Source organism: Pseudoalteromonas sp. 5Ae-yellow (assembly GCF_014077565.1).
Classification (GTDB): domain Bacteria; phylum Pseudomonadota; class Gammaproteobacteria; order Enterobacterales; family Alteromonadaceae; genus Pseudoalteromonas.
In genome coordinates this window covers 1-16,034 of the sequence record NZ_JACGWD010000086.1, presented here as the reverse complement: position 1 = coordinate 16,034, position 16,034 = coordinate 1, and the positions used below count along the sequence as shown (strand labels likewise).

The 16,034-nt window shown below is 42.6% G+C and carries 12 protein-coding genes and 1 tRNA gene; all 13 read left to right on the top strand.

All coding sequences use genetic code 11. The annotated features are described in order from the left end of the window. Positions 1 to 227 precede the first annotated feature (227 nt). Positions 228 to 304: transfer RNA gene (locus H4J63_RS17650), tRNA-Trp, on the top strand. Positions 305 to 436: 132 nt separating this feature from the next. Next, positions 437 to 814: a preprotein translocase subunit SecE gene (secE, locus tag H4J63_RS17645; RefSeq protein WP_002958877.1), complete on the top strand. Its 378-nt coding sequence runs from the start codon at positions 437 to 439 to the stop codon at positions 812 to 814. Positions 815 to 818: 4 nt separating this feature from the next. Further along, positions 819 to 1,382 carry a transcription termination/antitermination protein NusG gene (gene nusG / locus H4J63_RS17640; protein ID WP_002958878.1) on the top strand — a complete coding sequence of 188 codons (564 nt, stop codon included), beginning with the start codon at positions 819 to 821 and terminating at the stop codon, positions 1,380 to 1,382. A gap of 214 nt (positions 1,383 to 1,596) precedes the next feature. Continuing rightward, positions 1,597 to 2,025: a 50S ribosomal protein L11 gene (rplK, locus tag H4J63_RS17635; protein ID WP_002958879.1), complete on the top strand. Its 429-nt coding sequence runs from the start codon at positions 1,597 to 1,599 to the stop codon at positions 2,023 to 2,025. 3 nt (positions 2,026 to 2,028) lie between these two features. Next, positions 2,029 to 2,733, top strand: coding sequence for a 50S ribosomal protein L1 (rplA, locus tag H4J63_RS17630; RefSeq protein WP_024600086.1), 705 nt, complete (start codon positions 2,029 to 2,031; stop codon positions 2,731 to 2,733). 321 nt (positions 2,734 to 3,054) lie between these two features. After that, entirely contained in the window at positions 3,055 to 3,549 is a 495-nt protein-coding gene (gene rplJ, locus H4J63_RS17625; RefSeq protein WP_002958881.1) for a 50S ribosomal protein L10, read from the top strand. Between the two features lie 76 nt (positions 3,550 to 3,625). Further along, the gene (rplL, locus tag H4J63_RS17620) at positions 3,626 to 3,988 is read left to right on the top strand and encodes a 50S ribosomal protein L7/L12 (RefSeq protein WP_002958882.1); all 363 of its coding nucleotides are present in this window, start codon (positions 3,626 to 3,628) and stop codon (positions 3,986 to 3,988) included. Positions 3,989 to 4,259: 271 nt separating this feature from the next. Then, complete coding sequence (gene rpoB, locus H4J63_RS17615; RefSeq protein ID WP_024600087.1) at positions 4,260 to 8,285, top strand: DNA-directed RNA polymerase subunit beta; 4,026 nt, start codon at positions 4,260 to 4,262, stop codon at positions 8,283 to 8,285. Positions 8,286 to 8,389: 104 nt separating this feature from the next. Then, entirely contained in the window at positions 8,390 to 12,565 is a 4,176-nt protein-coding gene (rpoC, locus tag H4J63_RS17610) for a DNA-directed RNA polymerase subunit beta' (RefSeq protein ID WP_165743938.1), read from the top strand. Between the two features lie 195 nt (positions 12,566 to 12,760). Further along, positions 12,761 to 13,135 carry a 30S ribosomal protein S12 gene (gene rpsL / locus H4J63_RS17605; RefSeq protein WP_002958885.1) on the top strand — a complete coding sequence of 125 codons (375 nt, stop codon included), beginning with the start codon at positions 12,761 to 12,763 and terminating at the stop codon, positions 13,133 to 13,135. 97 nt (positions 13,136 to 13,232) lie between these two features. Then, entirely contained in the window at positions 13,233 to 13,703 is a 471-nt protein-coding gene (rpsG, locus tag H4J63_RS17600) for a 30S ribosomal protein S7 (protein ID WP_010555004.1), read from the top strand. Positions 13,704 to 13,730: 27 nt separating this feature from the next. After that, positions 13,731 to 15,845, top strand: coding sequence for an elongation factor G (fusA, locus tag H4J63_RS17595; protein WP_002958887.1), 2,115 nt, complete (start codon positions 13,731 to 13,733; stop codon positions 15,843 to 15,845). Positions 15,846 to 15,907: 62 nt separating this feature from the next. Next, positions 15,908 to 16,034, top strand: a 127-nt coding sequence (locus H4J63_RS17590) for a GTP-binding protein (protein ID WP_033023824.1), incomplete at its 3' end; no start/stop codon positions are given.

Below are 16,034 nucleotides of genomic sequence, written 5' to 3'. Positions count from 1 at the left end.
TCCATGTCCCGTCTGTTAACATTAATCTTGGCATGTAGGTTCGGTGTAAAGTTTTCTGGCGAATTCAATTATACCTTATCTTCATGCTGTTTGTTTTTCATACCACAAAGATCAACACGCCCTAGTAGTTTAAACAATAATGTAATTAATTAATTAGATTTTCCAAAGTGGGTATCTTTTAGGCTTGTGTTAATGAACTGCGTAAGTATAATAGGCATCCACTTTGCAGGGGCGTAGTTCCAATTGGTAGAACAGCGGTCTCCAAAACCGATGGTTGGGAGTTCGAATCTCTCCGCCCCTGCCAGTTTTACTTGTTATTTGAGTAGTCTGAGATTAAAAACCGGTTTAAATTAAGTCTGTTTTTAAGTTTAGATTTTAATGGATTAACCCTGCCGTAGTGTAGGGTTGTTGTGTCTGTAGTTAAGGTAATAATATTATGAGCACGAATGTAGAAACACCATCAAGTGCGATGGAGTCAGTAAAGTGGTTAGTAGCAATCGCGCTACTTGCAGGCGCAGTTGTTGGTAATCACATGTATGCAGATCAATCTGTATTACTACGTGCTATTGGCGTTGTTGTTGCAATAGCGGCCGGATTAGCAATTGCCTCGCAAACATTTAAGGGACGTAACTTTCTTGCTTTCGCTAAAGAAGCTCGAATTGAAGTACGCAAAGTTATTTGGCCAACGCGCCAAGAAACTACCCACACGACATTAATTGTAATGGTTGCAACAGTGATTATGGCACTTATCCTTTGGGGATTAGATGGCATTTTATTCCGCGCTGTAGGCTTTTTAACTGGATTGGAGATCTGATCCCATGTCGGATGAGAACGAGAACAAAGAAATTAAGTTACGTTGGTATGTAGTACAGGCCTTTTCTGGTTACGAAAAGCGTGTAGCTCAAACGTTAATTGAACATATTAAAATCGAAGGTCTAGAATCGAGCTTTGGTGAGATATTGGTACCAACTGAAGAAGTTGTTGAGATGCGCGCTGGCCAAAAGCGTAAATCTGAGCGTAAATTCTTCCCAGGTTATGTATTAGTACAAATGGATATGAATGACGCAAGCTGGCACTTAGTGAACAGCACAGAACGCGTTATGGGCTTTATTGGTGGTACGTCTGATCGTCCTGCTCCTATCAGCCCTAAAGAAGCTGAGCGCATTCTTAATCGCCTACAAGAAAATGCTGAAGCACCTAAACCTGCTACATTATTTGAACCAGGTGAAGTTGTACGCGTTACAGATGGTCCATTTGCAGATTTCAGTGGTGTAGTTGAAGAAGTTGACTACGAAAAGAGCCGCGTAAAAGTATCTGTACTTATTTTTGGTCGTTCTACGCCAGTTGAGCTTGAATTCGGTCAAGTTGAGCAAGATAAGTAATTGATTAAAAAAGCTTCGCTAATTTTTATTTAAATTTTGGCATGAAGCTTGAAAAAGGCCGCTGATTAACTTATAATCAGCGGCCTTTTTGTATTAAGGTAAAATTTATTTTTTACTGTGCAAAAAGTACGAAACCAATTTTTAAACTGGGAAGCCGTTAGAGTACGCGTCCTCGCGCGCACAAGGCTGAGACCCACCAAATGAGGTATTTATAATGGCTAAAAAAGTTGAAGCTCTAATCAAGCTACAAGTTGCCGCTGGTATGGCTAATCCTAGTCCTCCAGTAGGTCCTGCACTAGGTCAACACGGTGTAAACATCATGGAATTCTGTAAAGCGTTTAACGCACGTACAGAGTCTATCGAAAAAGGCGCTCCAGTTCCTGTAGTGATCTCTGTTTACGGTGACCGTTCATTTACGTTCGACATGAAAACGCCACCTGCTGCTTACTTACTTAAGAAAGCTGCTGGTATCAAGTCAGGCTCAGGCCGTCCTAACACTGATAAAGTAGGCACAGTAACTCGTGCTCAACTTGAAGAAATTGTTGAGACAAAACGAACTGACCTTACAGCTGCCGATATGGACGCAGCGGTTCGCACTATCGCAGGTTCTGCGCGTGCGATGGGCTTGAACGTAGAGGACTAAGAAATGGCTAAATTAACTAAACGTATGCGTACTATCCGCGAAAAAGTGGAAGTAACAAAAGATTACGAAATCAATGAAGCAGTTGCTCTTTTAAAAGAGTTAGCGACAGCTAAATTCGTAGAAAGTGTTGACGTTGCCGTTAACCTTGGTATCGATGCTCGTAAATCTGATCAAAACGTTCGTGGTGCTACTGTACTACCTAACGGTACTGGTCGTGACGTTCGTGTTGCTGTATTCACACAAGGCGCTAATGCAGAAGCTGCAAAAGAAGCCGGTGCTGAATTAGTAGGCATGGAAGATCTTGCTGAACTAGTTAAAAAAGGCGAGATGAACTTTGACGTTGTTGTTGCATCACCAGACGCTATGCGTGTTGTTGGTCAACTAGGTCAAATCTTAGGCCCACGTGGTCTAATGCCAAACCCTAAAACTGGTACTGTAACGCCTAACGTTGCAGAAGCAGTTAAAAATGCTAAAGCAGGTCAAGTACGTTACCGTAATGACAAAAATGGCATCATCCATACTACTATTGGTAAGGTTGATTTCACTGCTGAGCAATTACAACAAAACCTTGAGTCACTAATTGTTGCACTTAAGAAGGCTAAGCCTTCTCAAGCTAAAGGTGTTTACTTGAAGAAAGTAACTATCTCTACAACAATGGGCGCAGGTGTTTCTGTTGACCAAAACACTTTAAGCACTGTTGTAGCTTAATTGGTGTTTACATGGCGTGAAATTTGTACTATAATTTTGCGCCATTTTGTTGATTAATTTATTAATTGGCAAAGTAAAGAATTCGGGTTGAAGTCCATAATTTCGCTAAGCCTTTGGCAAAGCGATAAATTGGGCTTCCGTCCAAGACCGTAGGTGGCTTAGGCCTTAATATTCACCTACGTAGACGGTGTAGACCCCAGATAGATTTTTCCTAATCCTTCTGGCTCTCGCCGTAAAAAGCATCTCTACCTTGTTTGGTAGGGAAGAGTAGAACAGGGGAATCCGATAATCGGTATCCCCATTAAACCAGGAGTAACACCCATGGCTTTAAATCTTCAAGGCAAAAAAGCAATAGTTGCTGAAGTCAACGAAGCAGCCAATGGTGCTCTATCTGCAGTTGTTGCAGATTCTCGTGGTGTAACAGTTGGCGCAATCACTGCCCTTCGTAAAGAAGCTCGTGCAAATGGTGTTTGGATGAAAGTTGTCCGTAACACTTTAGCAAAACGTGCTCTTGAAGGAACAGATTTTGAGTGTCTTTCTGATTCATTTGTTGGTCCAAGCTTAATCGCTTTCTCATCAGAGCACCCAGGTGCTGCTGCGCGTATCTTTTCAGATTTCGCGAAAAAGAATGAGAAATTCGAGCTTAAAACGGCCGCTTTTGAAGGAAATGTTGTTGATGCAGCAATGCTTGCTACATTACCTACATACGACGAAGCTGTTGCACGCTTAATGAGTGCTATGAAAGAAGCGTCTGCTGGCAAATTGTGTAAAACAATTGAAGCAGTACGTGTACAGAAAGAAGAGCAAGCTGCTTAATTTTAAGCTGTTTAATCTCACTTTCGGTGTAAAATTTATTTGGACGTAATGTCCGTTAATTATTAGGAAATTTGTAATGTCTGTATCTAAAGACCAAATCCTTGACGCAATTGCTGAAATGTCAGTAATGGACGTTGTTGCTCTTATCGAAGCAATGGAAGAAAAATTCGGCGTAACTGCTGCAGCTGCAATGGTAGCTGGTCCAGCTGCTGAAGCTGCTGAAGAGAAAACAGAATTTGACGTAATCCTTACTGGCGCTGGCGCTAACAAGGTTTCTGCAATCAAAGCTGTTCGTAGCGCAACTGGCCTTGGCCTTAAAGAAGCGAAAGCTCTTGTTGAAGCTGCTCCTACACCTGTTAAAGAAGGTGTATCTAAAGAAGAAGCTGAAGCACTTGCAAAAGATCTTACTGAAGCTGGTGCTGAAGTTGAGGTTAAGTAATTTAGCTTTTGCTAAGTTCGCTGCCTGAGAAATCAGGCAAGGGCTGGTGATTATTTAATCACCGGCCTTTTTGCGCTATAGAGTGATGCACTCTTTTAGTTCAAATAAAATCTGATTTTTTCTTTACTTTCAACGCTTTATAGTTTGCTAGTGTTAAAGTGGGATCTAATTAGAACAACAGTTAAATGTTGTAAAATCTTGGCATAGCTGCCAGTTAAGTCTGTTCTTACAAGAACAGGTCGGGTCAAAGATCAGCAAGCTGAGGAACCCCATGGCTTACTCTTATTCTGAAAAGAAACGTATCCGTAAGGATTTTGGTAAACGTCCACAAGTTTTGGATATACCTTTTTTACTGTCTACACAGTTAGAATCGTTTAAAAAATTCTTAGTGCCGGACGCTGATGGCGATCATGGTTTGGAAGCTGCCTTCCGTTCTGTGTTCCCTATTAAAAGCTACTCGGGAAATTCTGAGCTTCAATACGTAAGTTATCGTATTGGTGAGCCAGTTTTCGATGTAAAAGAATGTCAAATTCGCGGTGTGACTTATTCTGCTCCACTTCGCGTGAAACTGCGTCTTGTTGTTATGGACAAAGAAGCACCAGGCACAGTTAAAGACATTAAAGAGCAAGAAGTTTACATGGGCGAAATTCCGCTCATGACAGATACCGGTACTTTTGTAATCAATGGTACAGAGCGTGTTATCGTTTCTCAGCTACACCGTAGCCCTGGTGTATTCTTTGATAACGACCGCGGTAAAACCCATTCATCGGGTAAAGTATTATATAACGCACGCGTTATACCTTACCGTGGTTCATGGTTAGACTTCGAATTTGATGCAAAAGATAACTTATATGTACGTATTGACCGCCGTCGTAAATTACCGGCGTCTATCATCCTACGTGCACTAGAGTATTCTAGCGAACAAATCCTAGATATGTTCTTCGATAACACTACGTTTGAAGTAACGAACGGTAAAGTTCTTATGGAACTTGTACCTTCGCGTTTACGTGGTGAAACTGCCGCTTTTGATATCAAGAGCGAAGACGGTGAAGTATTTGTTGAAAGCGGTCGTCGTGTTACGGCTCGCCACATCAAGAGCATCGAGAAGAAAGGCATTAAGCAATTAGAAGTACCACATGAGTACATCATTGGCCGTATTGTAGCTAAAAACTATGTTGATGAGTCAACTGGTGAAGTTATTGCAAATGCAAATGACGAGCTAACTCTAGAGCTAATGGCTGAATTGGTTAAAGCCGGTTACACTAAAATTGATACGTTATATATCAATGAAGTGGACAGCGGTGCTTACATGTCAAATACTTTGAACATTGACTCTGCAAGCAGCCGTTTAGAAGCACTAGTAGAAATTTATCGCATGATGCGCCCAGGCGAGCCACCGACGAAAGACGCGGCTGAAGCCTTATTCCAGAACTTGTTCTTCTCTGAAGAACGTTATGACTTATCTACTGTAGGTCGTATGAAGTTCAATAGCCGTGTTGGTTACGATACAGACACAGGCCCTGGCACATTAAGCAAAGAAGACATCGTGTCTGTTATGAAAGTATTAATTGCTATTCGTAACGGTCAAGGCGATGTTGATGATATCGATCACTTAGGCAACCGTCGTATACGTAGTGTTGGCGAAATGGCTGAGAACCAGTTCCGTGTTGGTCTAGTACGTGTTGAACGTGCTGTACGTGAGCGTTTAAGCTTAGGTGACCTTGACGCGATAATGCCACAAGATCTTATTAACGCTAAGCCTATTTCGGCAGCGGTTAAAGAGTTCTTCGGCTCGTCTCAGTTATCACAGTTTATGGACCAAAATAACCCACTATCAGAAGTTACGCATAAACGTCGTATCTCTGCATTAGGTCCGGGCGGTCTAACTCGTGAACGCGCAGGCTTTGAAGTACGTGACGTTCACGTAACTCACTATGGTCGCGTATGTCCAATCGAGACTCCTGAGGGTCCAAACATCGGTCTAATTAACTCGTTGTCTACGTACGCACGTACAAATGACTACGGTTTCTTAGAAACACCTTACCGCAAAGTGGTAGACGGTGTTGTAACTGATGAAGTTGATTATTTATCAGCCATTGAAGAAGGTCAGTTTGTTATCGCACAGGCGAACTCAAACTTAACTGAAACCAATGAGTTTGTTGATGAACTTATCCCATGTCGTCACAAAGGTGAATCTACCTTTATGGGTCGCATGGACCAGCAGTATATGGATGTATCACCACAACAGGTGATCTCTGTAGCGGCAGCACTTATCCCGTTCTTAGAACACGATGATGCTAACCGTGCATTGATGGGTTCAAACATGCAACGTCAAGCAGTACCAACATTGAAAGCGGATAAGCCGTTAGTAGGTACTGGTATTGAGTTAACACTAGCGAAAGATTCTGGTGTAACTATCGTTGCTAAACGTGGTGGTGAAGTAATGTATGCTGACGCAAGTCGCATCGTTGTAAATGTACATGAAGAAGAACGCATTCCTGGTGAAGCGGGCATCGACATCTACAACTTAACCAAATACACACGTTCAAACCAAAATACATGTATTAACCAAAAACCAACTTGTATGGTTGGCGAACCGGTTACTCGTGGTGACGTGTTAGCAGATGGTCCTTCGACTGACTTAGGTGACTTAGCCCTTGGTCAAAACCTTCGCGTGGCATTCATGCCATGGAACGGTTACAACTTCGAAGATTCAATCTTGTTATCAGAGCGCGTAGTTGAAGAAGATCGTCTAACGACTATCCATATTCAAGAACTACAGTGTGTTGCCCGTGATACTAAATTAGGTCCAGAAGAGATCACTGCAGATATCCCGAATGTGGGTGAGTCTGCGCTAGGCAAGCTTGATGAATCAGGCGTTGTATATATTGGTGCTGAAGTTAAAGGCGGCGATATCCTAGTAGGTAAAGTGACTCCTAAAGGCGAGACACAACTTACACCTGAAGAGAAGCTACTGCGTGCTATCTTCGGCGAAAAAGCGTCTGACGTTAAAGACAGCTCTTTACGTGTACCAAATTCTGTAACTGGTACCGTAATTGACGTGCAAGTTTTCACCCGTGATGGTGTTGAAAAAGATAAACGCGCGTTAGAAGTTGAAGACATGCAGCTTCGCGAAGCGAAGAAAGACTTCAACGAAGAGTTCCGTATTTTAGAAGCAGGCGTTTTAGACCGTGCACGTAAGCTACTTATAGCTGCTGGTTTTGATGAAGATAAACTTGCATCTCTAAATGCTGAAAAAGTACTTACGCAAAGCCTTGCTGAAGAAGACAAGCAAGCTGAGCTTGAGCAACTAGCTGCACAGTACGATGAACTTAAAGCTGAATACGATAAGAAGTTTGAAAACAAACGTCGTAAAATTACCCAAGGTGATGACTTAGCACCAGGCGTACTTAAGATTGTTAAAGTATACCTAGCTGTTAAACGTCGTATCCAACCGGGTGATAAAATGGCGGGTCGTCACGGTAACAAAGGTGTTATCTCGACTATCGTACCAGTAGAAGATATGCCTTACGATGACAAAGGTCGTACGGTAGATATCGTATTGAATCCACTAGGTGTACCATCGCGTATGAACATCGGTCAGATCCTTGAAACACATATGGGTCTTGCTGCACGTGGTATCGGTGAACGTATTGAAGAGATGATGAAAGAACAACGTGAGCTTCATGAGCTACGTGAATTCATCAAGCAAGCTTACGAAATTGGTGAATCTCGCCAAGTTGTAGACATTGCTAGCTTCACTGATGACGAAATTCGTCGTCTAGCTGAAAACTTAAAAGGTGGTTTACCAATAGCTACTCCTGCATTTGATGGCGCGAAAGAAAACGAAATCAAAGACATGCTTGAGCTTGCGGGCTATCCTCGTAGTGGTCAGGTTACACTTTATGATGGCCGTACTGGTGATCAGTTTGAACGTCAAGTAACTGTTGGTTACATGTACATGCTTAAACTTAACCACTTGGTTGACGATAAGATGCATGCACGTTCTACTGGTTCTTACAGCCTTGTTACTCAGCAGCCGCTGGGTGGTAAAGCACAGTTCGGTGGCCAGCGTTTTGGTGAGATGGAAGTATGGGCACTTGAAGCTTACGGTGCTGCTTACACTCTACAAGAAATGCTAACAGTGAAATCGGATGACGTGAACGGTCGTACTAAGATGTATAAAAACATCGTTGATGGTAACCATAAAATGGAACCAGGTATGCCAGAATCGTTCAACGTATTGTTGAAAGAAATCCGCTCACTGGGTATCAACATCGAGTTGGAAGAAAATTAAGCCAATTAGATGCTGCAGTTAACGCTGCAGCATCTGTTACGGCTGAATAGAATGTAGGGACGAGACTATCCGTCCTCAAGATTAACTCCGACAGGAGAGCTAAGGTGAAAGACTTACTTAAGTTTCTGAAGCAACAAAATAAGACCGAAGAATTCGATGCAATTCGCATTGGTCTTGCTTCACCAGACATGGTTCGTTCATGGTCATACGGTGAAGTAAAGAAACCTGAGACTATTAACTACCGTACTTTCAAGCCTGAGCGCGATGGCTTATTCTGTGCCCGTATTTTCGGCCCAGTGAAAGATTATGAGTGTTTATGTGGTAAATATAAACGCCTTAAACACCGTGGTGTGATCTGTGAAAAGTGTGGCGTTGAAGTAACACTCACTAAAGTGCGACGCGATCGTATGGGTCATATCGACCTTGCGAGCCCAGTTGCACATATATGGTTTTTAAAATCATTACCGTCACGTATTGGCTTAATGCTAGATATGACGCTTCGTGATATTGAACGTGTTCTTTACTTCGAATCATTCGTAGTGACTGAGCCTGGTATGACAACGCTTGAGCGTGGTCAGCTATTAGGTGAAGAAGAATACTTAGATTCACTAGAAGAGCATGGTGATGAGTTTGAAGCGAAGATGGGTGCTGAAGCAGTTTTAGACTTGCTTCGTGAACTCGATCTTGCTCAATTAATTGCTGAGATGCGTGAAGAGTTACCAACAATTAACTCTGAAACTAAGCGTAAAAAAATCACTAAACGTCTTAAGTTAATGGAATCGTTCCACCAATCAGGTAATAACCCTGAGTGGATGATCATGACAGTACTTCCAGTATTGCCACCAGATCTACGCCCATTAGTACCATTAGACGGTGGTCGTTTTGCGACATCTGATCTAAACGACCTTTACCGTCGTGTTATTAACCGTAATAACCGTCTTAAGCGTCTACTAGATTTAGCAGCACCAGACATTATTGTACGCAACGAAAAACGTATGTTACAAGAAGCGGTAGATGCGCTACTTGATAACGGTCGTCGTGGTCGTGCAATTACAGGTTCTAACAAACGTCCTCTTAAATCTCTTGCTGATATGATCAAGGGTAAGCAAGGTCGTTTCCGTCAGAACTTACTTGGTAAGCGTGTAGATTATTCAGGCCGTTCTGTAATCACAGTAGGTCCTACTCTTAAGCTTCACCAATGTGGTCTTCCTAAGAAGATGGCACTAGAGTTATTCAAACCATTCATCTATGGCAAATTAGAGCGTCGCGGCATGGCTACGACAATCAAAGCAGCTAAGAAGATGGTTGAACGTGAAGTTCCGGAAGTATGGGATGTACTTGACGAAGTAATTCGTGAACATCCAGTATTACTTAACCGTGCACCAACACTTCACCGTTTGGGTATCCAAGCGTTTGAACCTGTGCTTATCGAAGGTAAAGCGATTCATTTGCATCCATTAGTATGTGCGGCCTACAACGCCGATTTCGATGGTGACCAAATGGCGGTACACGTACCGTTAACAATCGAAGCACAGCTTGAAGCTCGTGCCTTAATGATGTCAACAAACAACATTCTATCTCCTGCGAATGGTGAGCCAATCATCGTTCCTTCACAGGATGTTGTATTGGGTCTTTATTACATGACTCGTGACCGCATTAACGCTAAAGGCGAAGGCGCGATATTTAAAGATCCAAAAGAAGCAGAAAAAGCATACCGCAGTGGCAATGCTGACCTTCACGCAATCGTGAAAGTACGTATTAGCCAATCAGTTAAAAACGAAGACGGCATAGTAGAAGACACTGTTACTGTAATCGATACAACTGTTGGTCGTGCAATTCTATCTTTAATTTTACCTAAAGGTATGCCGTTTGAGTCAATCAACCAAGCATTAGGTAAAAAGCAGATTTCTAGCTTATTGAATGAATGTTACCGTCGTCTAGGTCTTAAAGACACTGTTGTTTTTGCTGACCAAGTTATGTACACCGGTTTCCATTATGCAATGAAATCAGGTGTTTCTATCGGTATTGATGACTTAGTTATCCCACCGGTTAAAGCACAGATCATTGAATCAGCTGAAGCTGAAGTTACTGAAATCAACCAACAATTCCAATCAGGTCTTGTAACGGCTGGTGAAAAGTACAATAAAGTTATCGATATCTGGTCACGTGTAAACGAAAACTTGTCACGTGAGATGATGGCTAACTTGTCAAAAGACACAGTTATTAATGCTAAAGGTGAAGAAGTAGAGCAACCGTCATTTAACTCAGTGTTTATGATGGCCGACTCAGGTGCTCGTGGTAGTGCTGCACAGATTCGTCAGTTGGCGGGTATGCGTGGTCTAATGGCACGTCCAGATGGTTCAATCATCGAGACGCCAATCACAGCTAACTTCCGTGAAGGTCTAAACGTACTTCAGTACTTCATCTCAACGCATGGTGCGCGTAAAGGTCTTGCCGATACTGCACTTAAAACAGCTAACTCGGGTTACCTAACGCGTCGTCTAGTAGACGTTGCACAAGATTTGGTAATCAACGAAGATGATTGTGGCACAGAAGATGGCTTAACAATGAAACCGCTTATTGAAGGTGGTGATGTTGTAGAAGCACTTCGTGAACGTGTTCTTGGTCGTGTTGTTGCTGAAGATATTGTAATTCCAGGTACTAATACTGTACTTGTTGAGCGTAATATCATGCTTGACGAAAAACTGTGTGACCTTTTAGAAGAGCACTCAGTGGATGAAGTTCGCGTACGTTCTGTTATCACATGTGATAACGACTTTGGTGTATGTGCTAAGTGTTATGGTCGTGACCTTGCACGTGGTCATATCATCAACGCGGGTGAATCAGTAGGTGTTATCGCGGCGCAGTCAATCGGTGAGCCGGGTACACAGCTTACGATGCGTACATTCCACATCGGTGGTGCGGCATCAAGAGCGTCAGCTGAAAATAATGTACAAGTTAAAACTAACGGTACATTAAAACTTCATAACGCTAAATATGTATTAAATACAGATGGTAAGATTGTTATTACCTCACGTTCTACTGAGATCACTATCATTGATAGCTATGGTCGTGAAAAAGAACGTTATAAAGTACCTTACGGTGCGGTATTAACAGTGCAAGACAATGCTGAAGTTCAAGGTAACGACATCGTTGCTACTTGGGACCCGCATAGTCACCCAATCGTTCTTGAGCATAAGTCAAAAGTATCGTTTAGCGACATCGATGACTCAAATACTGAAGCACAGACTGATGAACTAACAGGTTTAACCCGTGTAGTTGTTAAAGATCTTGCTAAAGTAAATACTAAAGAACCTAAGCTTATCATTGAAAGTGAAGAGCGCGGTCTGCAAGAAACACGTCTTCCTTCATTCACTACGATTGAAGTTATTGACGGCGTTACAGCAAACCCTGGTGACGTGTTAGCACGTATACCACAAGAAGGTTCGAAAACTCGTGATATCACGGGTGGTCTACCACGCGTAGCCGACTTATTTGAAGCGCGTAAACCTAAAGAGCCAGCTATCTTAGCTGAGATCACAGGTACTATTAGCTTCGGTAAAGAGACTAAAGGTAAGAAACGTTTAGTTATTACTCCAGCTGAAGGTGATCATTACGAAGAAATGATTCCTAAGTGGCGTCAACTTAACGTGTTTGAAGGTGAGCAAGTGTCTAAAGGTGAAGTTATCGCCGATGGTCCTGAATCGCCGCATGACATCTTACGCCTACGTGGTGTGACTCATGTTGCTAACTACATCGTTAACGAAGTGCAAGAGGTTTACCGTTTGCAAGGCGTTAAGATCAATGACAAGCACATTGAAACAATTATCCGTCAGATGATTCGTAAATGTACCATTATACACGGCGGTGATACTGACTTCTTAGCCGGTGAACAAATCGAAGTGGCGCGCGTTAATATCGCAAACCGTGACCTTGAAAAACAAGGTAAGATACCAGCTAAGTTTGAAATCCAGTTAATGGGTATCACAAAAGCATCACTAGCAACAGAATCTTTCATCTCTGCAGCGTCTTTCCAAGAGACAACACGTGTTCTTACAGATGCGGCAGTGAATGGTAAGAGCGATGAGCTTCGCGGTCTTAAAGAAAACGTAATTGTGGGTCGTTTGATCCCAGCCGGTACCGGTTTTGCGTATCATCAAGAACGTATGGCTCGCCGTAAACAAAGCAAAGTAGTAGTAGAAGAGCAAACAGTAAGTGCAGAAGAGGCGACTCAAGCACTTACAGACGCTCTAAATGCTGATTTGTCTGGAAATCAATAAACTGTTCTTAATCAATAGATTAAGTGATCGTAAGGCAGTTATATGCTGTCTTACGATTAGTTTAGGTTGACAGGTTAAACTTTGCTCATTAAAATTCCGCCACCCATTTACTTGTGTGCTTAATGCAGGCTCGTAAATAAAGGGCGGATTTTTTTATTTTTTTCAGTAGTAATTTTAATTTCAGGAGCTATTTAAATGGCAACTATTAACCAGCTAGTGCGTAAGCCACGCCGTAGCAAGGTTACGAAAAGTAACTCAGCTGCACTAAAAGCGTGTCCGCAAAAGCGCGGTGTATGTACTCGCGTATATACAACTACACCTAAGAAACCAAACTCGGCGTTACGTAAAGTAGCTCGTGTACGTTTAACTAACGGTTTCGAAGTAACTTCATACATTGGCGGTGAAGGTCATAACCTTCAAGAGCATAGTGTAATCCTAATCCGTGGTGGTCGTGTTAAAGATTTACCAGGTGTGCGTTTTCACACTGTTCGTGGTGCACTTGACTGTGCAGGCGTTAGCGATCGTCGTCAAGCTCGTTCTAAATACGGTGCAAAACGCCCTAAAGGGTAATTGTATTCCGTTAGTAAGGCCAAGCACTAAATATTTATAATTATTGTTTTGGGTGATTGACTCGAAAGAGCAAACCTGAATAAACCGGAGATACAAAATGCCTAGAAGACGCGTAATCGGTCAACGTAAAATTCTTCCAGATCCTAAGTTCGGATCGGAACTTCTTGCTAAATTCGTTAACATCGTGATGTTAGACGGCAAGAAATCTACTGCTGAAAAAATTGTTTATGGTGCGCTAGACGTGGCTGCTGAGAAATCAGGCAAGTCGCACCTAGAAATCTTTGAAACTGCACTTGATAACATCCGTCCACAGGTAGAGGTTAAATCTCGCCGTGTTGGTGGTTCAACTTATCAAGTACCAGTTGAAGTACGTCCAGTTCGTCGTAACGCATTAGGTATGCGTTGGTTAGTAGACGCTGCACGTAAGCGTGGCGAAAAATCTATGGGCTTACGTTTAGCTCAAGAAATCGTTGACGCTTCAGATAATAAAGGCACTGCGGTTAAGAAACGTGAAGACGTTCACCGTATGGCTGAAGCGAATAAAGCATTCGCTCATTACCGTTGGTAATCTGTCTTTAACCTTTAAGAGGATCATATGGCACGTACAACTCCACTTGAGCGCTATCGTAATATAGGTATTGTTGCTCACGTAGATGCAGGCAAAACCACCACAACAGAACGTGTTCTGTTCTACACAGGTCTTTCTCATAAGATCGGTGAAGTACATGATGGCGCTGCAACTATGGATTGGATGGAGCAGGAACAAGAGCGTGGTATCACAATCACTTCTGCTGCAACAACGTGTTTTTGGAAAGGGATGGACGCTCAATTTGACGCCCATCGTATCAATATTATTGATACTCCAGGACACGTAGATTTCACTATCGAAGTAGAGCGTTCTTTACGCGTATTAGATGGTGCGGTAGTTGTTCTTTGTGCTTCATCTGGTGTACAGCCGCAAACTGAGACAGTTTGGCGTCAAGCGAACAAATACGAAGTTCCGAGAATGATCTTCGTAAATAAAATGGATCGCACGGGCGCAGACTTCTTAGCAGTGGTCAGCCAGGTGAAATCTCGTCTTGGAGCAACGCCTGTTCCAATTCAGTTGCCTGTAGGCGCTGAGGACGACTTTAAAGGTGTTATTGACCTTATAAAAATGAAAGTGATTAACTGGAACGAAGCGGACCAGGGTATGACTTTCTCTTATGAGGCAATACCGGCAGAACTTCTGGAATTAGCTGAAGAATGGCGCGCTCATTTAGTTGAAAGCGCTGCTGAAGCAACAGAAGAACTAATGGATAAATACTTAGAAGGTGAAGAGTTAAGTGAAGCAGAAATTAAAAATGCTTTACGCCAACGAACATTAGCAAATGAGATTGTTCCAGTTACTTGTGGTAGCGCATTTAAAAACAAAGGCGTTCAAGCTGTGCTTGATGGCGTTGTTGAATATATGCCGTCACCAGAGCAAGTGAAACAAATCCAAGGTATCTTAGAGAATGGTACTGAGGAAGAACGTCCAGCTAATGATAAAGCGCCGTTTGCTGCACTCGCATTTAAGATTGCAACAGACCCGTTCGTTGGAACCTTGACCTTTTTCCGTGTTTACTCTGGTACTGTTAAACAGGGTGACACGGTATATAATCCAGTAAAAAGTAAGCGTGAGCGACTTGGCCGTATCGTACAGATGCATTCAAACTCTCGTGAAGAGATCAAAGAAGTTTTCGCAGGCGACATCGCGGCAGCTATTGGTCTTAAAGACGTAACAACAGGTGAAACACTGTGTGATCCGAATTCTATTATTACGCTTGAGCGTATGGAATTCCCAGAACCAGTAATCTCTATTGCGGTTGAGCCCCGCACTATAGCTGACCAAGATAAGATGGGTATCGCACTAGGTAAACTAGCTGCTGAAGATCCTTCTTTTCGCGTACAAACTGACGAAGAATCAGGCCAGGTTATAATCTCTGGCATGGGTGAACTTCACCTAGATATCATCGTCGACCGTATGAAACGTGAATTCAGTGTTGAATGTAACGTTGGTAAGCCGCAGGTCTCATACCGAGAAGCTATTCGTTCAACTGTTAAGGTTGAAGGGAAGTTTATACGTCAGTCAGGTGGTCGTGGCCAATATGGACACGTTTGGATTAAACTTGAACCGATGGATATTACGGATGATGAGTCACCAATTTACGAGTTCGTTAACGAAACCGTAGGTGGTTCAGTTCCTAAAGAATTCGTTCCTGCGGTAGACAAAGGTATCCAAGAGCAAATGTCTCAAGGTGTACTGGCAGGCTACCCATTACTTGGCGTTAAAGCGACTTTATATGATGGTTCATTCCATGATGTAGATTCGAATGAAATGGCATTTAAAATAGCAGGTTCACTGGCAATGAAAAACGGGGCGCTTGAAGCTAACCCTGTACTTTTAGAGCCAGTAATGAAGGTTGAAGTACTCACTCCTGATTCAAATATGGGTGATGTAGTTGGCGACTTAAACCGTCGCCGCGGCATAATCGAAGGCATGGAAGATGCATTAGGTGGACTTAAGCAAATTAATGCGCAAGTTCCTCTTTCTGAAATGTTTGGTTATGCAACTGCTTTACGATCTGCAACACAGGGCCGTGCCTCATACTCTATGGAGTTTGTGAAGTACGCTGAAGCCTCTAAAAATGTCGCAGATACAATAATTTCAGCTCGCGCTGTTATATAATTTTAGCTTGTCTGGCTCAATAGTGAGTCAGGCTTTAATTTCTTTATTAGGAATTTTTTAAGATGGCAAAAGAAAAGTTTGAACGCGTAAAACCGCACGTAAACGTTGGTACAATCGGCCACGTTGACCACGGTAAAACTACACTAACTGCAGCAATCACTAACGTACTTGCAAAAGTATACGGCGGTG